Consider the following 15215-nt stretch of genomic DNA (forward strand, 5'->3'; position numbering starts at 1 on the left):
TTTAATAAGAAATAATCGCGCTTTGCTTTGTTTACGCGTCTCGGAGTCTTGGAGAGTGATATATGTAAGATCATTGTTGCAAGTTGGGCAGATCCATGTTCCGGAATCACAACTACTGAAGGATGATTTGTGGCATTTTGGACAGTTTTTTTTATACATATTATAGGCTCCTGTTAGTTTGTTGTTCATTATAAAGAACTTATATTTAAATTATACAACTTAATAAAGAACAATAAAAGATATTAATATTATTTTTTCATTTATTTTAAATATGAACTATTTCTTTAACTTTTTATTAATTAGTTATATAAAAAATCCCCCATACTATAGTGTATGGGGGCATCTTTTAGCATATTCTCGGAAACATCGTTCCTGATAATCTTGTTAATAATCTTTTGGAGCCTAAAGGGGTTTCTAATAATAACTGCCCTTTTTCTTTTCCCAAAATCGAACCGATGACTACAGCATCTCGTCCCTGAGGGAATTCTCGTAAAATATCTAACACCATTTCCTTTTCCTTATCGCCAACAATAAGAATGGCTTTTCCTTCATTGGCCAGATACAGCGGATCGAAGCCTAGTAAATCACAAACCCCGTGCACTTCTTCTTTTACGGGAAGGTCAAGTTCATTAATTTTCATCGTTAAATGAAAGTCTTCTGCAATCTCAACGAGTGTGGTGGCTAGACCACCTCTAGTTGGATCCCGCATGATTCGTACATCTGAAGTAGAGTTAAGAACTTCCGCTAACATTGTATTTAAGCTAGCACAGTCACTATTTACAGGTGAAGATATACCTAACTCTCCTCTTGCTGCCAATACAGCGATGCCATGATCTCCAATCGTGCCTGACACAATAATGGCATCGCCTTCTTCAAATTCAAGGCTGCATCCTTTGTTAGGCTCATAGATTCCAATCCCTGTAGTATTTATGTACACTCCATCCGCACTGCCACGTTCCACTACTTTTGTATCACCAGCTACAATGGTAACGCCTGTCTTAAGCGCTTCATTAGCCATGTCACTGACTATTTTTTTTAAATCAGGAATAGGGAACCCTTCCTCAATCACAAATCCGCAGGTTAGATATACAGGTTTTGCCCCACTAACAGCTAAATCATTAACCGTACCTGCTACCGCTAATTTACCGATAGAACCACCCGGAAAGAAAATGGGCTTAATAACAAACGAGTCTGTTGTCACAGCAATTTTGCCGATTGGTATGTCTACTGAAGCAGAATCAAATAAAGCGGAGTTCCCATCACCAAAAGCTTCGATGAAAACATCTTTGATTAATCGGTGGCTTAACTCACCACCGTCACCATGTGCTAGGCTAATAAAATGATCCATTAAAAGCTCTCCCTCATGTATTGATAAAAAGCCGCACAACTTCCTTCTGCAGAAACCATACACGGACCGATTGGATTCATCGGGTTACAGGCTTTACCAAAAAGTAGACACTCATTTGGCGTAATTAAACCACGAATGACTTCACCGCAGCGACATTTCGTTTTTCTTGGTTCGCCAACCTCTACCGTAAACCTCTTTTTCGCGTTATATTTATCGTATTCAGGTTTTAAGTCCAGCCCGCTGTTAGGAATAACCCCTATTCCACGCCAGGCCTCGTCACACTTGATTAAGTATTGATCCATCCACTGTTGAATCACTCGATTTCCCGTTTTACTAACAATAGAAGGGTGGTTATTGAATATGGCTGTTTCTTCTTTTAATGCCAAATCAATGCTTTTGTAAATTCCAGACAGCAATTCTGCCGTTTCAAAACCAGTAATCACACCTGAAATATGATATTCATCAACTAAATACTGATAGGAAGCTTCACCTAATACAATCGAAACATGCCCTGGCAGCAAAAATCCATCCAAATGAACTTCACCTGCATCAAGCAAGTAGCGGAGAACTGGTTCTACTAGTTTAGTAGTCATCCAAATCGAAAAATTCTCAATTCCGCGTTTTTCCGCTTCTCCCACCATTAATGTGAGGATAGGAATCGTTGTTTCAAAGCCTACTCCAAGAAAAATAACTTGTTTATCCGGATTGTCTTCGGCTACCTTCACCGCATCTACGGGCGAATAAAGAACACGAATATCCTTACCGGCAATCTTCGAATCCAATAATGTTTTATTTGAGCCAGGAACTCTCATCATGTCACCGAAGGTACAGATGATACGGTTTTCGCCTTCTGCTAGAGCGATCATGGCATCAATGGAACGTTGATCCGTAACACACACAGGACAGCCTGGTCCGGAAATAAGGTTGACTTCATCCTTTAGACATGGCTTCACTCCTGTTCTTGCTAGAGACATGGTGTGCGAGCCGCATACCTCCATAAAAGCAGGCTTGCGTCCAAATTTCCGCTGAAATTCCTTAGCTTTTTCGATAACGGCCTCCACAAGTGGCTTACAGACCTCCGGATTATTGGACTGTTTCAGAATTTCGAGCATTGACAAGTTTCCTCCACTCCTCCACACTCTGTCTTGCATACGTTTCATCGACAATACTCATGGCCTGACCAGCATGTACGATGACATAATCTCCAAGCTCCAATTCGGGAACAAATATCGTTCCAACGGTTGTCTGCGAACCCATGACATCTACGACTGCACTGTATTCCATTTTCTTCACTACTCTAGCCGGTACACCTACACACATTGCAAAGCACTCCTTTTTGCCTTGGCAATTGCTAATTGCCCATATGATAAACCACCGTCATTGCACGGAACCTGCTCTGGTACGAATACAGCAAACCCTCTTTCTATCAATTCTGAAGTCAATCTCTTCCTTAAGAACCGATTATGGAAGCTGCCACCTGAAATGACAACTTGTTTATTAGCATTGGAGGTTGTAACAAGTAGCTTCTCCATCACTTCTACCGTCGCCTGTACGACTGTTTCATGAAATCTTCCACTAATGAGCGAAACGTCTCTTTCTGCTAAAATTTCCAGTGCTATCTCTTTCAACATTTTAGAAAAATCGATGGTTAGTACATCCTGTTCGACGAAGTCAAATAAATAAGGCTCAAAACTGTTGTTTTCATCAGCTAATTCTGCTAATTGAATGGCTGCTTCCCCGTCATAACTTGATATTTTAGCCACTCCACATAAGGCACTAACAGCATCAAAGAGTCTACCGCACGTGCCAGCGTAAACCGTATTTATATTACGATCAATCATCTTTTTTAAGGTATCAATCTCTGTTTTTTTATCAGTGAAGATCGTTTTTGCCAACGTTTCCCCCTCCGCACCAAGCAGTGAAATAAGCATGGCCGCTGCATTCCTCCACGGCTCACGAATACACTTTTCACCTCCAGGAAGGGGGGTATAGTGTAAATGGGCCACACGTTGAAAACTTTGAGCATCACCATAGAGAACCTCAAAGCCCCAAATGTTTCCGTCGAGACCAAAACCGGTTCCATCTAAAATGATTCCATACGCCTCACCCTTAACTTGGTGCTCTTCCATACATGCTGCCATATGCGCGTGATGATGTTGAACCTCCATTACTTCTTCAAATGGATATTCTTTTACTAGCTTCTGAATGTGATAGCCAGGATGGGCATCGATCACAGCCAGTTTTTTAGGAATTTCAATCCACTTTAGAAGATGATCTAATTCTTGTTTGTAATGATTGATTGTTTCAATGTTTTCTAATTCACCAATATGCGGACCGACAAAAATTTGCTCATTTCGACCTATCGTAAAAGTGGTCTTTTGTTGACCGCCAAAAGTGACGATTCCAGTCACATCTTGGTTTGTCGTAAAAGGATCTGGCACGTAGCCTCTTGACCTGCGCAGAAAGTCGAGCTTACCATCATTAAATTGGACTACTGAATCATCGACCGGATGAAGTATTTCCCGATTATGCACAAGATAATAATCAGCTATTCCCTCCAAGTATCGAAAGGCTTCCTCATCTTTGTATAGGATGGGCATTCCAGATGGATTGGCACTAGTCATTACGAGACAAGAGAGTTCAGAATCAGTAAATAACAAGTGATGAAGTGGTGTATATGGAAGCATCACTCCAATCGTACTCATGCGTGGTGCGACACTTTCAGCCAACTGGTACCGTTCATTTTTCTTCAACACGACAATAGGTGCTTCTGGGCTTTTCAAAAGATCACATTCACCCTCATTCAACTTTGCCAGATGTTCTACTTCTGACATCGATGCAACCATAATCGCCAGCGGACGTAAAGGACGTTTTTTCCGTCTTCGCAATTCGGCTACCGCCTTCTCGTTACTTGCATCACAGCAAAGATGATAGCCTCCTATCCCTTTAATGGCTACTATCCTTCCTTCTTTTAAATACGTCACTGTTTCTACCAATGGATTCTCTACCTCTACTTGCTTTCCACTATGGTCAAGTAACCATACTCTAGGGCCGCACTTTGGACAAGCAATCGGCTGAGCATGATGCCTCCGGTTTGTTGGGTCTTCATATTCCCTCCGACAATCCTCACACATAGGAAAGTCCTTCATAGAAGTATAGGGCCGGTCATATGGTAACTCGTTAATGATCGTGTAACGAGGGCCGCATTGGGTGCAGTTAATGAACAGATATTGGTAGCGAAAATCATTCGGATCATTCATTTCTTTGAGACAATCGTCACAAACTGCTGAATCAATTGGAATAACAAGCATAGATGTCCCACTGCGTTCACTTGGGATAATCGTAAAGTCTGCTATGTTTTGCGCTACTATTTCTTCTACTAAAATCTCATTTATTATTGATAGTCGTGGTGCGTTATTATTTAATGCAAATAGAAATGCCTTAATATGACCGGCGTCTCCTTCAAGATAAATTTTCACCCCATCCATATTATTTTGGACGGTCCCACTCAACTGATATTTCTCGGCTAGCTGAAAAACGAACGGTCTAAAACCAACTCCCTGCACTCTGCCACGGACGGCAATTTTTACTGCAGTACGCATCGCTCGTATGCTCCTTCAATCCAAGAAAACCATTCATGCAGTCCTTCTTTTGTCCGGGCTGAGAGAGAAATTAATATTGATTCCGGGTTTATTTCCGATAAATCTTTTCTTGCTTCCTCCACACTAAAGTCCAAATAAGGGAGTAAATCAATTTTATTTAAAAGCACAAGTTCTGTTCTCATAAACATTTGTGGGTACTTGGGTATTTTGTCGTTACCTTCTGGTACACTTAAAACCGCCACTTTATGATGCTGTCCTAAGTCGTAGCCTGAAGGGCAAACGAGATTACCAACATTTTCAATAAAGAGAATATCAATTTCATCTAAATCAAATTCACCTAGTGTTGCCGCAACCATACGTGCGTCTAAGTGACAGCCACCATAGGTGTTAATTTGAACAGCTTTTGCACCCAGCGCACGAATTCGGTCCGCATCTCTTTCCGTTGCCAAATCGCCTTCGATCACGGCAATCCGAAAGTTTTTAGATAATGCTCTGACTGTTTCCTCTAGTAATGTGGTCTTTCCTGCCCCAGGAGAACTCATTAAATTAATGACCAAGGTTTTGGTATTGTGGAATAACTCTCGGTTGAATTCAGCAGCCTTATTGTTATTGGTTAATACGTCCGTCCTTAAAGTAACCTTCATTGTGCATTACTCCCTTCGTATGATAATACCTGAAACGTTTCCCCACTTAGTACCTTTCCAGAAGGTACTAGGCAATTTGGACAAAGAGCAATTTTTTGGTCTGGTTTATATTCCATGCCACAAATGACACAACTGGCTTGTGCCTCTTCAAAATGTATAACAAGCTCAGCGGTATCCGAGAAAAGATGAAGATTTTGATCTCTAAGGATATCAAAAGCCATCTGTAAGGCATCGGGCATGGCATTTGTGATTTCACCGACAATCAATTCCACCTTTTCAATTTTTTGAATCCCCTTATCGAATGCATCCTCCTGCACCAGCTGAAGAATATCTCCCATCAATGACAATTCATGCATGACTACCACCCGATTTCTTTTCATACTTCTGAAACCCAATATAATATATATCTTCCTTCCTTTTTATTGGAAAGGAAGCAAGCTGCAACTCACCTGACTGTGTCTTAAAATTGTATTCTTTTTGACAATTCAAACATTTTCCACTTGAATATAGTGTTGTTAGAATAATAATATTCGAACATACAGGACACACTCCATCCATTGCCTGCATGTTCGTACCATTCCGAAGTACTATTACCGGTTTCCCACCTATAAACTTCAATTCTAGCTCCGAAAAAAGTTCACTTTCTTTAATAAATGGAACCCATCTAATCCCAAGAGCGCGATCTGCTGCTGACTCTACTTTTTCCAAATCCTCACTAATAAAAGGCTCATAAACAGATTTCACCGTTTGGAAAAGACTGCTGCCCATTTCCTTTATGAAATCCCCCCGTCTCATGAGACATTTCTCCAGTTATGCACCTGCTCTATTACGGCATTTGCCAGTTCACCCAGTTTCTGTCGGTTGGTTTCCGTTAACTCTACTCCTAATTCAAGTGACGTTGGCTGCATGCCCAACATAACAACTTGCTTAGGATAACGATCCCTCATTTTGGCCGCTAACAATACCTCTTGGAAGCCTAATTGGTGAATGGACATCTTGATACCAAAATAAGCCGGAATTTCCTCCCCAACAAGTGAGATAATTGTGCCACCCCCTTTCCCGGCATTGATGGCATCAATAATGATAAGATTTTCGGCTTCCTCCACTGGACCCAGAAGTCTCATGCCATCAGTTAAACCCTCTATAATTTCGACCTGATCAACTTCCTTTAGTGCTTCCTCTAATAAAGGCAAAAGGTGGATGCCAACACCCTCGTCAGAAAAGAGGGTGTTGCCAATTCCTAGAATTGTAATCTTTGATTCTACCTTTCTATTTGTCATCCTTTTCACCTACTGATTTCTTCGTCGTTGTTTTGTAGCCTGTAATCATAGATGAGATGGAACCATTTCGCTCAAGATAGTCATCGCGGAAAGCCATATATACATGTATAAGGGTAAATAACATAAAGCCCCATGCTGCTAGATGATGCCACGAGCGAAGCGTATAACTCTCGCCACCAAATAAATACGGCACCCAGACAAACACTTTTGCCCAAAATGACTCTTGCTGCGGTTCAAAGTACATATAAAATCCTGTCAGCATGACAATCCAGGAACCAAGTCCAATAAAGATCCAATAACTTAATTGTGCCAGCGGGTTATGCCCAACATAATGGGGCTTTTTATTTTTTAAAAATAAATAGAATTTAATAGTTTCAAAAACTTCCTTCCAAAATATCCATCTAAGTGGATTAGAGGTGGCAAACTTATTCCCTACAGCAACCCAATACAAACGGAATAGAAGATTCACTACGAATAAGAAGGCAGCAAAAAAGTGAATATAGCGCATCCAGCCCATCAAATTTGAAAAGTAGGCCTCTTCCGGGATTCCAGCCGATGCAAACGGTTTACCAATGTAAATCCCCGTTCCCATTAATACAATGATGGCGAACATATTTAACCAGTGGAAAATCCTCACCGGTAATTCCCAAACATAGGCTCTGACTTCATTTTTTACTTCTTTATAGACAATTGATCTTTCTGTGTGAAACGAATTCTCGCTGTTGATCACCGGTTTATCAGGGAACGGCCCCGGCGTTTGAGTCGGTAAGTTTGGCGCGGCCATTTGTTTCACTCCTAACCTAATCGAATTTCGGTCGTATTATTAGTTTCCAAATCGGTTAAGTGGACAGCACATGCAAGACAAGGGTCAAACGAATGGATTATCCTCATAATTTCTAATGGCTGTTCCTTATTCAACATCGGTGTTCCTTTAAGCGCTGCCTCATATGCCCCAATATTGTTTTTATGATCACGAGGTGAGGCATTCCATGTAGAAGGAACAACGGCCTGGTAGTTATGTGTTTTTCCATCCTTGATATCAATCCAATGGCCAAGTGCGCCGCGTGGTGCTTCCATCCAGCCTACGCCTTTGGCACGTTCCGGCCACGTACTTGGTTCCCATTTAGTCCGATCAAAGGTCGTTTGGTTTCCGCTTTTCACATTTTTTAATAATTCATCCATGTCATTACGCAACCATCCGGAAATTAACACCGTTTCAAGTCCCCTGGCAACGGTACGTCCTAATGCTGATTGTAAGGCTGTGATTGGTAAATCCAGCTTTTTCAATGTTTCATCTACGATATTTACAATCTCTTCTTTTCCAGCTGCATAACCTACGATCATCCTTGCAAGTGGTCCTGTTTCCATTGGATGCTCTTTCCAGCGCGGTGCCTTTAGCCAGCTATACTGTTTGTCAGTATCCAATGTTTTAAACGGTGCTTTCGGTCCTGTGTAATTAAAAGTTGTTTCTCCTTCGAATGGATGCTTACCTTTTCCGCCTTCATTTCCATCGTAGGTATACCAGGAGTGGTCAATAAACTCCTGAACATGTTTAGGATCCTTTAAATCAACATCCAACACTTCATTCAAATTGCCATTTAAAACAATTCCTCTTGGCATGCGATATAGCTTTGTATCATAGATGTCTCCTGTAGAGAAATCTCCATAGCAAAGATAATTATTTAAGCCGCCGCCATACGTCCAATCCTTATAAAAGGAACCGATAGCGAGTAAGTCAGGAATATATACTTGATTCACAAATTCCCGGGCTTGATCAATTAATTGTGATACATGCATGAGTCGTTCAGCATGGACTCCATTATCGCTATCAATATCGAGAGGAGTCGCCATTCCACCAACGACATAATGCGGATGAGGATTTTTGCCGCCAAAAATGGTATGAATTTTAACGATTTCCTTCTGCCAATCTAATGCTTCCAGGTAGTGAGCAACAGCCAATAGATTTACTTCAGGTGGAAGTTTATAGGCTTTGTGCCCCCAATAACCGTTTGCAAAAATACCTAGTTGACCACTTTCAACCAGTTTTTTTACTTTGTTTTGCACATCTGTGAAGTATCCTGGCGATGACTTTGGCCAGCTTGAAATGGATTGAGCCAGCTTAGATGTCTCTGCGGGATTGGCACTGATTGCACTTACAACATCTACCCAATCCAATGCATGAAGGTGATAGAAATGGACGATATGGTCATGAACAAATAACGCTTCATTCATTATGTCTCTTATTAAATGGGCATTTCTCGGAATCTTTATTTTTAAGGCATCTTCAACAGAACGAATGGATGCTAATGCATGTACTGTCGTACAAACACCACAAATACGCTGCACATATGCCCAGACATCCCTTGGGTCTCGTTCCTTTACAATCAACTCAAGACCACGGACAGCTGTTCCTGAACTATACGCTTCCTTAATTACACCTTTTTCATCTACATCTACTTCTACACGAAGGTGACCTTCTATTCTTGTTATTGGGTCTACTACTATTCGTTCACTCATTCTTCCTCACCCCGTTTGTCGTCTCTCTTCTTCTTTATTACCGTTCCAGTTGCATGAACAGCAATACCAGCTGCTGTTAATCCAATGGCTGCTAACCCGACCTCATCAGGTTCAATTGTTGTTTGCGTTCCTGGTATTTTCGCTCTTCTTGTATAGAATGGACCATTATCCCAGAAATCTTTTTCTGAACATCCAAAGCAAGGATTACCGGATTGAATCGGATAGCTAACCCCACCATTCCAGCGCATTTCTGCACAAGAGTTATAGGTGGTTGGACCTTTACACCCCACTTTATATAAGCAATAACCTTGTTTAGCCCCTTCATCGTCGAACGATTCCACAAATAATCCCGCATCGAAAAAGGCTCGTCTATTGCATTTATCATGTATACGGTGACGATAGAAAGCTTTTGGGCGTCCGAACTGATCCAATTCTGGTAATTTTCCAAATGTAATAAAGTGAGCAATTACACCCGTCATTACTTCTGAAATAGGCGGACATCCCGGTACAAGAATAGTTGGAGTATCTTTTACAAAGCTTGTAACTGGCTTGGCACCCGTTGGATTTGGATATGCAGCAGCGATGCCTCCCCATGACGAACATGAACCATAAGCGACAATAGCCTTTGCCCCTGCTGCCATTTCTAGGAAGGTTTCTTTTGCCGATTGTCCTGCAACAGTTAAGAACGCATCATCATCAGGTATACTTCCTTCAACAGCTAGAATGTACTCCCCTTTATAATCCTTTAATACTTGTTTCATGGAAGCTTCAACCTGATGCCCTGAAGCTGCGGAAAGCACTTCTGAATATTCCAGTGAGATCATTTCGAGTAAAACGCTTTCAGTCTTTGGTTGTGATGATCGTATGAAAGATTCGGAACAACCCGTGCAATCTTGGAACTGCAGCCATACAACTGGTACTCTTGATTTTGTTTCCATGGCATTCACCACTTGATCAGACTGCGTGAATTCTAGACCTAATGTAGCAGCAAGTGCAGTACACATTTTTAGAAAGTCTCGCCTGCTAAAGCCATGGTCGATCGCGGCTTCGTATACTGTTTTCTGTCTCTTCATCCGCTTTCCCCTCCACTTATCATGAAAATAAAAAATACTTGATTTCAAGGAAATTGTAGTATAACACTAGGCCATTCGTCTTGAATTTTCAAAAAAGTACACAAAGTATCCTTAACTGCATTTTTACAATATTTTCTTTTAATAAGTTGAAAATAATGGAAAATACATCCAATAAAAAAAGACCTTAAGAGAATTGATCCCTTAAGGTCTTTACATATTCCTATGCTTCTATTAATTCATCTTCCTTTTGTTTCTTTAACCGTTTTCGGTAAACAAATTTAGAAAGGTTAATACTAATTTCATAAAGCATTAACAGTGGCAGGGTTACAACAAAATCGGACATAAAGTCAGGAGGTGTAATTACCACAGCTATAATAATAAGAACAAAGTAGGCATACTTCCGTATCTTTGCCAATACAAACGGATTAATAATTCCAAGTGAGGTTAAAAACATTACAACAACCGGGAGTTCAAACAACACCCCAAATGGTAATGTCATATTCATAATAAAACTAAAATAGCGATCCGCCGTGAAATTGGTTACAAACATATCACCGCCAATATTCACTAAGAATTTAAGAACCATTGGAAAAATAACAAAATACCCAAATGAAAGACCAATTAAAAATAAAAAGAATAAGGCTGGTACGTATGAAAGAGTGATTCTTCTTTCTACTGGTCTTAAAGCTGGTTTTACAAACAACCAGATTTGCAATGCTAGAACCGGTATCGTCCCAGCAACTGCTACAACAGTCGCTAACATAAAATAAATCCAAATAATGTCACTTGGTCCAAGTACCATTAATTTCACTTCAAGGTCGCGAACGAACCATTTATAAATATCATCCACATAAATAAAACCTATGGCAAAAAAGGCGATAAAAGCGAGTGCGCAAATAATAATCCGCTTACGTAGTTCTTCCAAGTGGTCAACTAAATTTAATTCTTTATCTTCCATGTACTTCCCCTACCAATTTCAAAGGTTGAAAATGTTTCTTGTTCTGCATTTTATTTACAAGCTTTTTCATGTTTTTATAGTTAAAATTCCGAGAAGAAAAGGTGCAAGACAAGAAATCTTACACCTTATTTTGTCAAGTTTTTCTTTTCTTCGTCAATATCCTTCATTACATCGTCTGTAAGTTCACGTGTCGACTTTTTAAATTCCTTTAATGTTTGCCCAAACGCACGTCCAATTTCTGGAAGCTTCTTTGGTCCAAAAATGATTAGAGCAAGAGTTAAAATCAAAATTAGTCCGGGTACTCCGATATTTGAAAACATGGATTTACATCCCCTTCAAGTGTTGTATATTTCTACTATGATTATAGTATTGAAAAACCAATTTGCGTTAAATATCCAACAAAATTCATAGTAAATTCACAAAATCGTGTAAAACTAACAGCAGAGTGATTTTTAGCATTTCCAACTTTGTTTTATAACACTATAGACAATTTAACAATTACCTCTATTTAAGTCAATGACCATTTTTATGATAGAATTTTTAAAATATTTTGACAACTATACTTTTTTTGCATATAATTTGAACCATAAGGACATATACTAAAGGAAATTATAAGGAATGGATGTGATGAGGATGGAATTTTCACTATGCAGTTTTGATGGAGCTCTCCCTGTTGAGGTAACTATTGATGATGACAATGGCAGATACACCATTCGAAAAAGTGATCGAAGTGGGGAATATTTTAATAGCTCAAATGAGTTAATTGCTTGGGTGAAAAAGCACTTTCATGAAGAAGAGTTTTGCCATCCACATGAATTTAGAGGTATGCTTGCGAAATTAACCGATTACGAAGTGAATGGTTCCTATTTTTAATAGAGAAAAGAAAGCACCAGCAAAAATTGCTGATGCTTATTTTTTATTATGGCTTTGTTAAACTTGTCTGTTGATTTACGCTCCAGGCACTTCGCTTTCCGTGGGCGTTTCGGCGAGCCTCCTCGGCGCTTGCGCCTGCGGGGTCTCCCCTGAACCGTACTCCCACAGGAGTCTTCGCGCCTTCCGCTCCAATCAACAGGGTAGACAATTCAACACTGTTCCTTAACACAGCCTTTATTATTGAAGCCTTGGATGCTCTTATTTATCTAAATCTTCCTTTTATAGATTCTAAATTCATAATCATATGGGTTTTTTTCGTTTTTTGGCCCTTTTTCGCAGGATGTAAGCTCCCACTGACTTAGGTCAAATGGAGGAAAGTATGTATCTCCTTCAAATGTCTCATGTATTAGCGTTAGATACAAGCAGTCAACATAGGGAAATGCCTCACGGAAAATTTCCGCTCCTCCAATGACAAATATTTCATCGTCCACATCTCGGCAATAGTTCACAAACTCCTCAACCGAGTAAAACATCGTACAGCCTGCGCTTTGGTAGCCTTCCTGACGGGTAATTACAATATTCTCCCTGCCTGGTAGGACACGACCTATACTCTCGTGCGTTTTTCTCCCCATTGCAATTGGGTGACCCATCGTCACCTTCTTAAAAAATTTTAAGTCTTCCGGTAAATGCCAGGGTAACTGATTTTCTCTTCCAATCGTTCTATTTTCGTCCATTGCAACGATAAAAGAAATCATACACTGACAACCCCTTTGATGTGTGGGTGAGCTTCATATCCCTCTAAAGTAAAATCTTCAAATTCAAAAGAAAAAATATCCTTTACATTAGGATTGATTTTCAGAGTTGGCAGCCTCTTTGGCTCTCTTCCTAATTGGAGCTTGATTTGTTCTAGATGATTTTGATAAATATGAACATCTCCAAAGGTATGAATAAATTCACCAGGCTTTAAATCACACACTTGAGCAATCATATATGTTAAAAGTGCGTAGGAAGCAATATTGAATGGAACTCCAAGAAATACATCCGCTGAGCGTTGGTATAACTGACAGGATAACTTTCCATCAGCAACATAAAATTGGAACATACAATGACACGGAGGTAATGCCATATGGTCAATTTCTGCGACATTCCAGGCATTGACCAATAGTCTTCTTGAGTTTGGATTTGTTTTTATCTGATGGATTAGCTCACTAATCTGATCCACTGTTTTTCCGTCTGCGCCTGTCCATGACCTCCATTGGTGTCCATATACAGGTCCTAGCTCCCCAAATTCATCTGCCCATTCATTCCATATTCGTACCCCATTTTCCTGAAGGTAACGAACATTGGTATCGCCTTTTAAAAACCATAGCAATTCATAAATAATAGATTTTAGATGTAGTTTTTTTGTAGTTACTAGTGGAAATCCGTCCTCTAAATTAAATCTCATTTGATACCCAAACGTACTAACCGTTCCAGTCCCCGTTCGGTCCCCTTTAACGGTACCATTCTTTAATACATGCTCACATAACTCTAAATATTGCTTCACTTCGTACACTCCCCTTCCTGACATTCATATTTTTTCATTTTAACATAAAAATTTTCCGGAAGTTTAATGAAGTTGGTCATTAAATAGAAATGTTTTCGGTGCATTCCAAAGAAAAGAGGCTTGCACAATGCCCGCCTCTAGTTTTTATATTTATACTTCTAATCCAAAGTTTCTACAGAGGGCAGCCAAGCCTCCTGCAAAACCACTACCTACTGCATTGAATTTCCAATCACCATTGTGACGATAAAGCTCACAAATCACAACAGCAGTTTCAACAGAAAAGTCTTCACCCAGGTCAAATCTTAGAATTTCACGATTTGTTTCTTCGTCGACTACCCGAGCAAAGGCATTACTGACTTGGCCAAAATTCTGGTTTCTCGCTTCAGCATCATGGATGGTTACAGTAATGGCAATCCGACTAATATGGGATGGAACCTTACTAAAATCAATCTTAATTTGCTCATCATCCCCGTCACCCTCACCCGTGCGGTTGTCGCCAGTATGTTCAACGGCACCTGAGGTATGCACCAAGTTATTGTAAAAAATAAAGTCCAGATCTTCCGTCACCCTGCTGTTGGCATCTGCTAAAAATGCCGATGCATCAAGATCAAAATCATTTCCGCCATGATAGCGATTTGTATCCCAGCCAAGACCGATGATGACCTTCGTTAATCCGGGATTTGTTTTCGTTAAGTCGATTCTTTGTCCTTTTGATAAATTAATTCCCAAACGTATCACCTCATTTTGACAATAATAACAAATTAACTATAAGAACGAACCACTTCACTAAGGCTAGCTGCATTAGTACCACTGCCAATCGCAGCGAACTTCCATTCATTTCCATGTCGGTATAGTTCACCTGTCACAAGACATGTTAATCCACTGTAATTGTCAGTTAGATTATAATGGATCAGTTCCTGGTTATTAGATGGATTTACTACCCTAATGAATGCATTTTGAATCATTCCAAAATGCTGTTTTCTTTTCACACAGTCATAAATATTAACAACGAATACGAGTTTCTGTATATTTGACGGCACTCTACTTAGGTCAATCATTACCTGCTCGTCATCACCGTCTCCGTCCCCAGTTAGGTTGTCCCCGGAGTGTTGAACACTTCCGTCATTGCTTCGTAAATTACCAAAATAGATAACATCTTTATTATTCTGAAGCTTATCATTCGAACCAAGCATAATAACTGACGCATCACAGTCAACATTTGGAGCACTGCCGCCGCCGAATAAACCGCCAAACAAGCCGCCTCCCCCTCCGCTTTGAACTGGATCCCAACCTAATCCTACCAGAATTTTAGTAAGTCCTGGATTTCCTTTCGTTAAATCCACTCGCTGCCCTTTTTGTAAGTTAATAGCCATG

General features: G+C 40.1%; 18 protein-coding genes. 1 reads left to right on the forward strand and 17 read right to left on the reverse strand.

The window, feature by feature from the left end; genetic code table 11:
- Positions 1 to 346: 346 nt before the first annotated feature.
- From hypE to AC3A54_RS01100, 13 genes are all read right to left on the reverse strand, one after another.
- The gene (hypE, locus tag AC3A54_RS01040; protein WP_487653073.1) at positions 347 to 1348 is read right to left on the reverse strand and encodes a hydrogenase expression/formation protein HypE; all 1002 of its coding nucleotides are present in this window, start codon (positions 1346 to 1348) and stop codon (positions 347 to 349) included.
- Positions 1348 to 2460 (reverse strand): hydrogenase formation protein HypD, encoded by a 1113-nt coding sequence (gene hypD / locus AC3A54_RS01045; protein WP_487653074.1) that lies wholly within the window; start codon positions 2458 to 2460, stop codon positions 1348 to 1350. Before hypD ends, hypE begins: the two co-directional genes overlap by 1 nt.
- Complete coding sequence (locus AC3A54_RS01050) at positions 2432 to 2668, reverse strand: HypC/HybG/HupF family hydrogenase formation chaperone (RefSeq protein ID WP_309861369.1); 237 nt, start codon at positions 2666 to 2668, stop codon at positions 2432 to 2434. Before AC3A54_RS01050 ends, hypD begins: the two co-directional genes overlap by 29 nt.
- The gene (gene hypF / locus AC3A54_RS01055) at positions 2659 to 4950 is read right to left on the reverse strand and encodes a carbamoyltransferase HypF (RefSeq protein ID WP_487653075.1); all 2292 of its coding nucleotides are present in this window, start codon (positions 4948 to 4950) and stop codon (positions 2659 to 2661) included. Before hypF ends, AC3A54_RS01050 begins: the two co-directional genes overlap by 10 nt.
- The gene (hypB, locus tag AC3A54_RS01060) at positions 4935 to 5594 is read right to left on the reverse strand and encodes a hydrogenase nickel incorporation protein HypB (protein WP_487653076.1); all 660 of its coding nucleotides are present in this window, start codon (positions 5592 to 5594) and stop codon (positions 4935 to 4937) included. The genes hypF and hypB overlap by 16 nt, the downstream gene beginning before the upstream one ends.
- Positions 5591 to 5950, reverse strand: a complete 360-nt coding sequence (locus AC3A54_RS01065; RefSeq protein ID WP_335545008.1) for a hydrogenase maturation nickel metallochaperone HypA/HybF — start codon at positions 5948 to 5950, stop codon at positions 5591 to 5593. Before AC3A54_RS01065 ends, hypB begins: the two co-directional genes overlap by 4 nt.
- Positions 5943 to 6389 (reverse strand): hypothetical protein, encoded by a 447-nt coding sequence (locus AC3A54_RS01070; protein ID WP_487653077.1) that lies wholly within the window; start codon positions 6387 to 6389, stop codon positions 5943 to 5945. Before AC3A54_RS01070 ends, AC3A54_RS01065 begins: the two co-directional genes overlap by 8 nt.
- Positions 6386 to 6874, reverse strand: a complete 489-nt coding sequence (locus AC3A54_RS01075) for a HyaD/HybD family hydrogenase maturation endopeptidase (protein WP_487653078.1) — start codon at positions 6872 to 6874, stop codon at positions 6386 to 6388. Before AC3A54_RS01075 ends, AC3A54_RS01070 begins: the two co-directional genes overlap by 4 nt.
- Positions 6864 to 7658: a Ni/Fe-hydrogenase, b-type cytochrome subunit gene (gene cybH / locus AC3A54_RS01080; protein WP_335545005.1), complete on the reverse strand. Its 795-nt coding sequence runs from the start codon at positions 7656 to 7658 to the stop codon at positions 6864 to 6866. Before cybH ends, AC3A54_RS01075 begins: the two co-directional genes overlap by 11 nt.
- Positions 7659 to 7669: 11 nt before the next feature.
- Positions 7670 to 9391 carry a nickel-dependent hydrogenase large subunit gene (locus tag AC3A54_RS01085; RefSeq protein WP_487653079.1) on the reverse strand — a complete coding sequence of 574 codons (1722 nt, stop codon included), beginning with the start codon at positions 9389 to 9391 and terminating at the stop codon, positions 7670 to 7672.
- Complete coding sequence (locus AC3A54_RS01090) at positions 9388 to 10464, reverse strand: hydrogenase small subunit (protein ID WP_487653080.1); 1077 nt, start codon at positions 10462 to 10464, stop codon at positions 9388 to 9390. Before AC3A54_RS01090 ends, AC3A54_RS01085 begins: the two co-directional genes overlap by 4 nt.
- Before the next feature lie 220 nt (positions 10465 to 10684).
- A complete protein-coding gene (tatC, locus tag AC3A54_RS01095) occupies positions 10685 to 11422 on the reverse strand; it encodes a twin-arginine translocase subunit TatC (protein WP_487653081.1) in 738 nt (245 codons plus the stop codon).
- A gap of 125 nt (positions 11423 to 11547) precedes the next feature.
- Positions 11548 to 11742 (reverse strand): twin-arginine translocase TatA/TatE family subunit, encoded by a 195-nt coding sequence (locus AC3A54_RS01100; protein ID WP_066256906.1) that lies wholly within the window; start codon positions 11740 to 11742, stop codon positions 11548 to 11550.
- A 313-nt stretch (positions 11743 to 12055) separates the two neighbouring features.
- Here AC3A54_RS01100 and AC3A54_RS01105 point away from each other — a divergent pair, with 313 nt between their 5' ends.
- Entirely contained in the window at positions 12056 to 12295 is a 240-nt protein-coding gene (locus AC3A54_RS01105) for a hypothetical protein (RefSeq protein ID WP_335545002.1), read from the forward strand.
- 266 nt (positions 12296 to 12561) lie between these two features.
- Here AC3A54_RS01105 and AC3A54_RS01110 read toward each other — a convergent pair whose 3' ends face one another.
- From AC3A54_RS01110 to AC3A54_RS01125, 4 genes are all read right to left on the reverse strand, one after another.
- Entirely contained in the window at positions 12562 to 13050 is a 489-nt protein-coding gene (locus tag AC3A54_RS01110; protein WP_487653082.1) for a dihydrofolate reductase, read from the reverse strand.
- Positions 13047 to 13841 (reverse strand): thymidylate synthase, encoded by a 795-nt coding sequence (locus AC3A54_RS01115; protein ID WP_335545000.1) that lies wholly within the window; start codon positions 13839 to 13841, stop codon positions 13047 to 13049. The genes AC3A54_RS01110 and AC3A54_RS01115 overlap by 4 nt, the downstream gene beginning before the upstream one ends.
- 150 nt (positions 13842 to 13991) lie before the next feature.
- Positions 13992 to 14570, reverse strand: a complete 579-nt coding sequence (locus AC3A54_RS01120; RefSeq protein ID WP_308083468.1) for a TerD family protein — start codon at positions 14568 to 14570, stop codon at positions 13992 to 13994.
- A gap of 32 nt (positions 14571 to 14602) precedes the next feature.
- Positions 14603 to 15214, reverse strand: a complete 612-nt coding sequence (locus tag AC3A54_RS01125) for a TerD family protein (protein WP_487653083.1) — start codon at positions 15212 to 15214, stop codon at positions 14603 to 14605.
- Position 15215 lies beyond the last annotated feature (1 nt).

Source organism: Neobacillus sp. Soil_C_43 (assembly GCF_057656715.1).

What these genes read in the sequence shown, in the direction of transcription:
- hypE (WP_487653073.1), bottom strand. Translation starts at nt 1,348, where the DNA reads ATGGATCATTTTATTAGCCTAGCACATGGTGACGGTGGTGAGTTAAGC.
- hypD (WP_487653074.1), bottom strand. Translation starts at nt 2,460, where the DNA reads ATGCTCGAAATTCTGAAACAGTCCAATAATCCGGAGGTCTGTAAGCCA.
- AC3A54_RS01050 (WP_309861369.1), bottom strand. Translation starts at nt 2,668, where the DNA reads ATGTGTGTAGGTGTACCGGCTAGAGTAGTGAAGAAAATGGAATACAGT.
- hypF (WP_487653075.1), bottom strand. Translation starts at nt 4,950, where the DNA reads ATGCGTACTGCAGTAAAAATTGCCGTCCGTGGCAGAGTGCAGGGAGTT.
- hypB (WP_487653076.1), bottom strand. Translation starts at nt 5,594, where the DNA reads ATGAAGGTTACTTTAAGGACGGACGTATTAACCAATAACAATAAGGCT.
- AC3A54_RS01065 (WP_335545008.1), bottom strand. Translation starts at nt 5,950, where the DNA reads ATGCATGAATTGTCATTGATGGGAGATATTCTTCAGCTGGTGCAGGAG.
- AC3A54_RS01070 (WP_487653077.1), bottom strand. Translation starts at nt 6,389, where the DNA reads ATGAGACGGGGGGATTTCATAAAGGAAATGGGCAGCAGTCTTTTCCAA.
- AC3A54_RS01075 (WP_487653078.1), bottom strand. Translation starts at nt 6,874, where the DNA reads ATGACAAATAGAAAGGTAGAATCAAAGATTACAATTCTAGGAATTGGC.
- cybH (WP_335545005.1), bottom strand. Translation starts at nt 7,658, where the DNA reads ATGGCCGCGCCAAACTTACCGACTCAAACGCCGGGGCCGTTCCCTGAT.
- AC3A54_RS01085 (WP_487653079.1), bottom strand. Translation starts at nt 9,391, where the DNA reads ATGAGTGAACGAATAGTAGTAGACCCAATAACAAGAATAGAAGGTCAC.
- AC3A54_RS01090 (WP_487653080.1), bottom strand. Translation starts at nt 10,464, where the DNA reads ATGAAGAGACAGAAAACAGTATACGAAGCCGCGATCGACCATGGCTTT.
- tatC (WP_487653081.1), bottom strand. Translation starts at nt 11,422, where the DNA reads ATGGAAGATAAAGAATTAAATTTAGTTGACCACTTGGAAGAACTACGT.
- AC3A54_RS01100 (WP_066256906.1), bottom strand. Translation starts at nt 11,742, where the DNA reads ATGTTTTCAAATATCGGAGTACCCGGACTAATTTTGATTTTAACTCTT.
- AC3A54_RS01105 (WP_335545002.1), top strand. Translation starts at nt 12,056, where the DNA reads ATGGAATTTTCACTATGCAGTTTTGATGGAGCTCTCCCTGTTGAGGTA.
- AC3A54_RS01110 (WP_487653082.1), bottom strand. Translation starts at nt 13,050, where the DNA reads ATGATTTCTTTTATCGTTGCAATGGACGAAAATAGAACGATTGGAAGA.
- AC3A54_RS01125 (WP_487653083.1), bottom strand. Translation starts at nt 15,214, where the DNA reads ATGGCTATTAACTTACAAAAAGGGCAGCGAGTGGATTTAACGAAAGGA.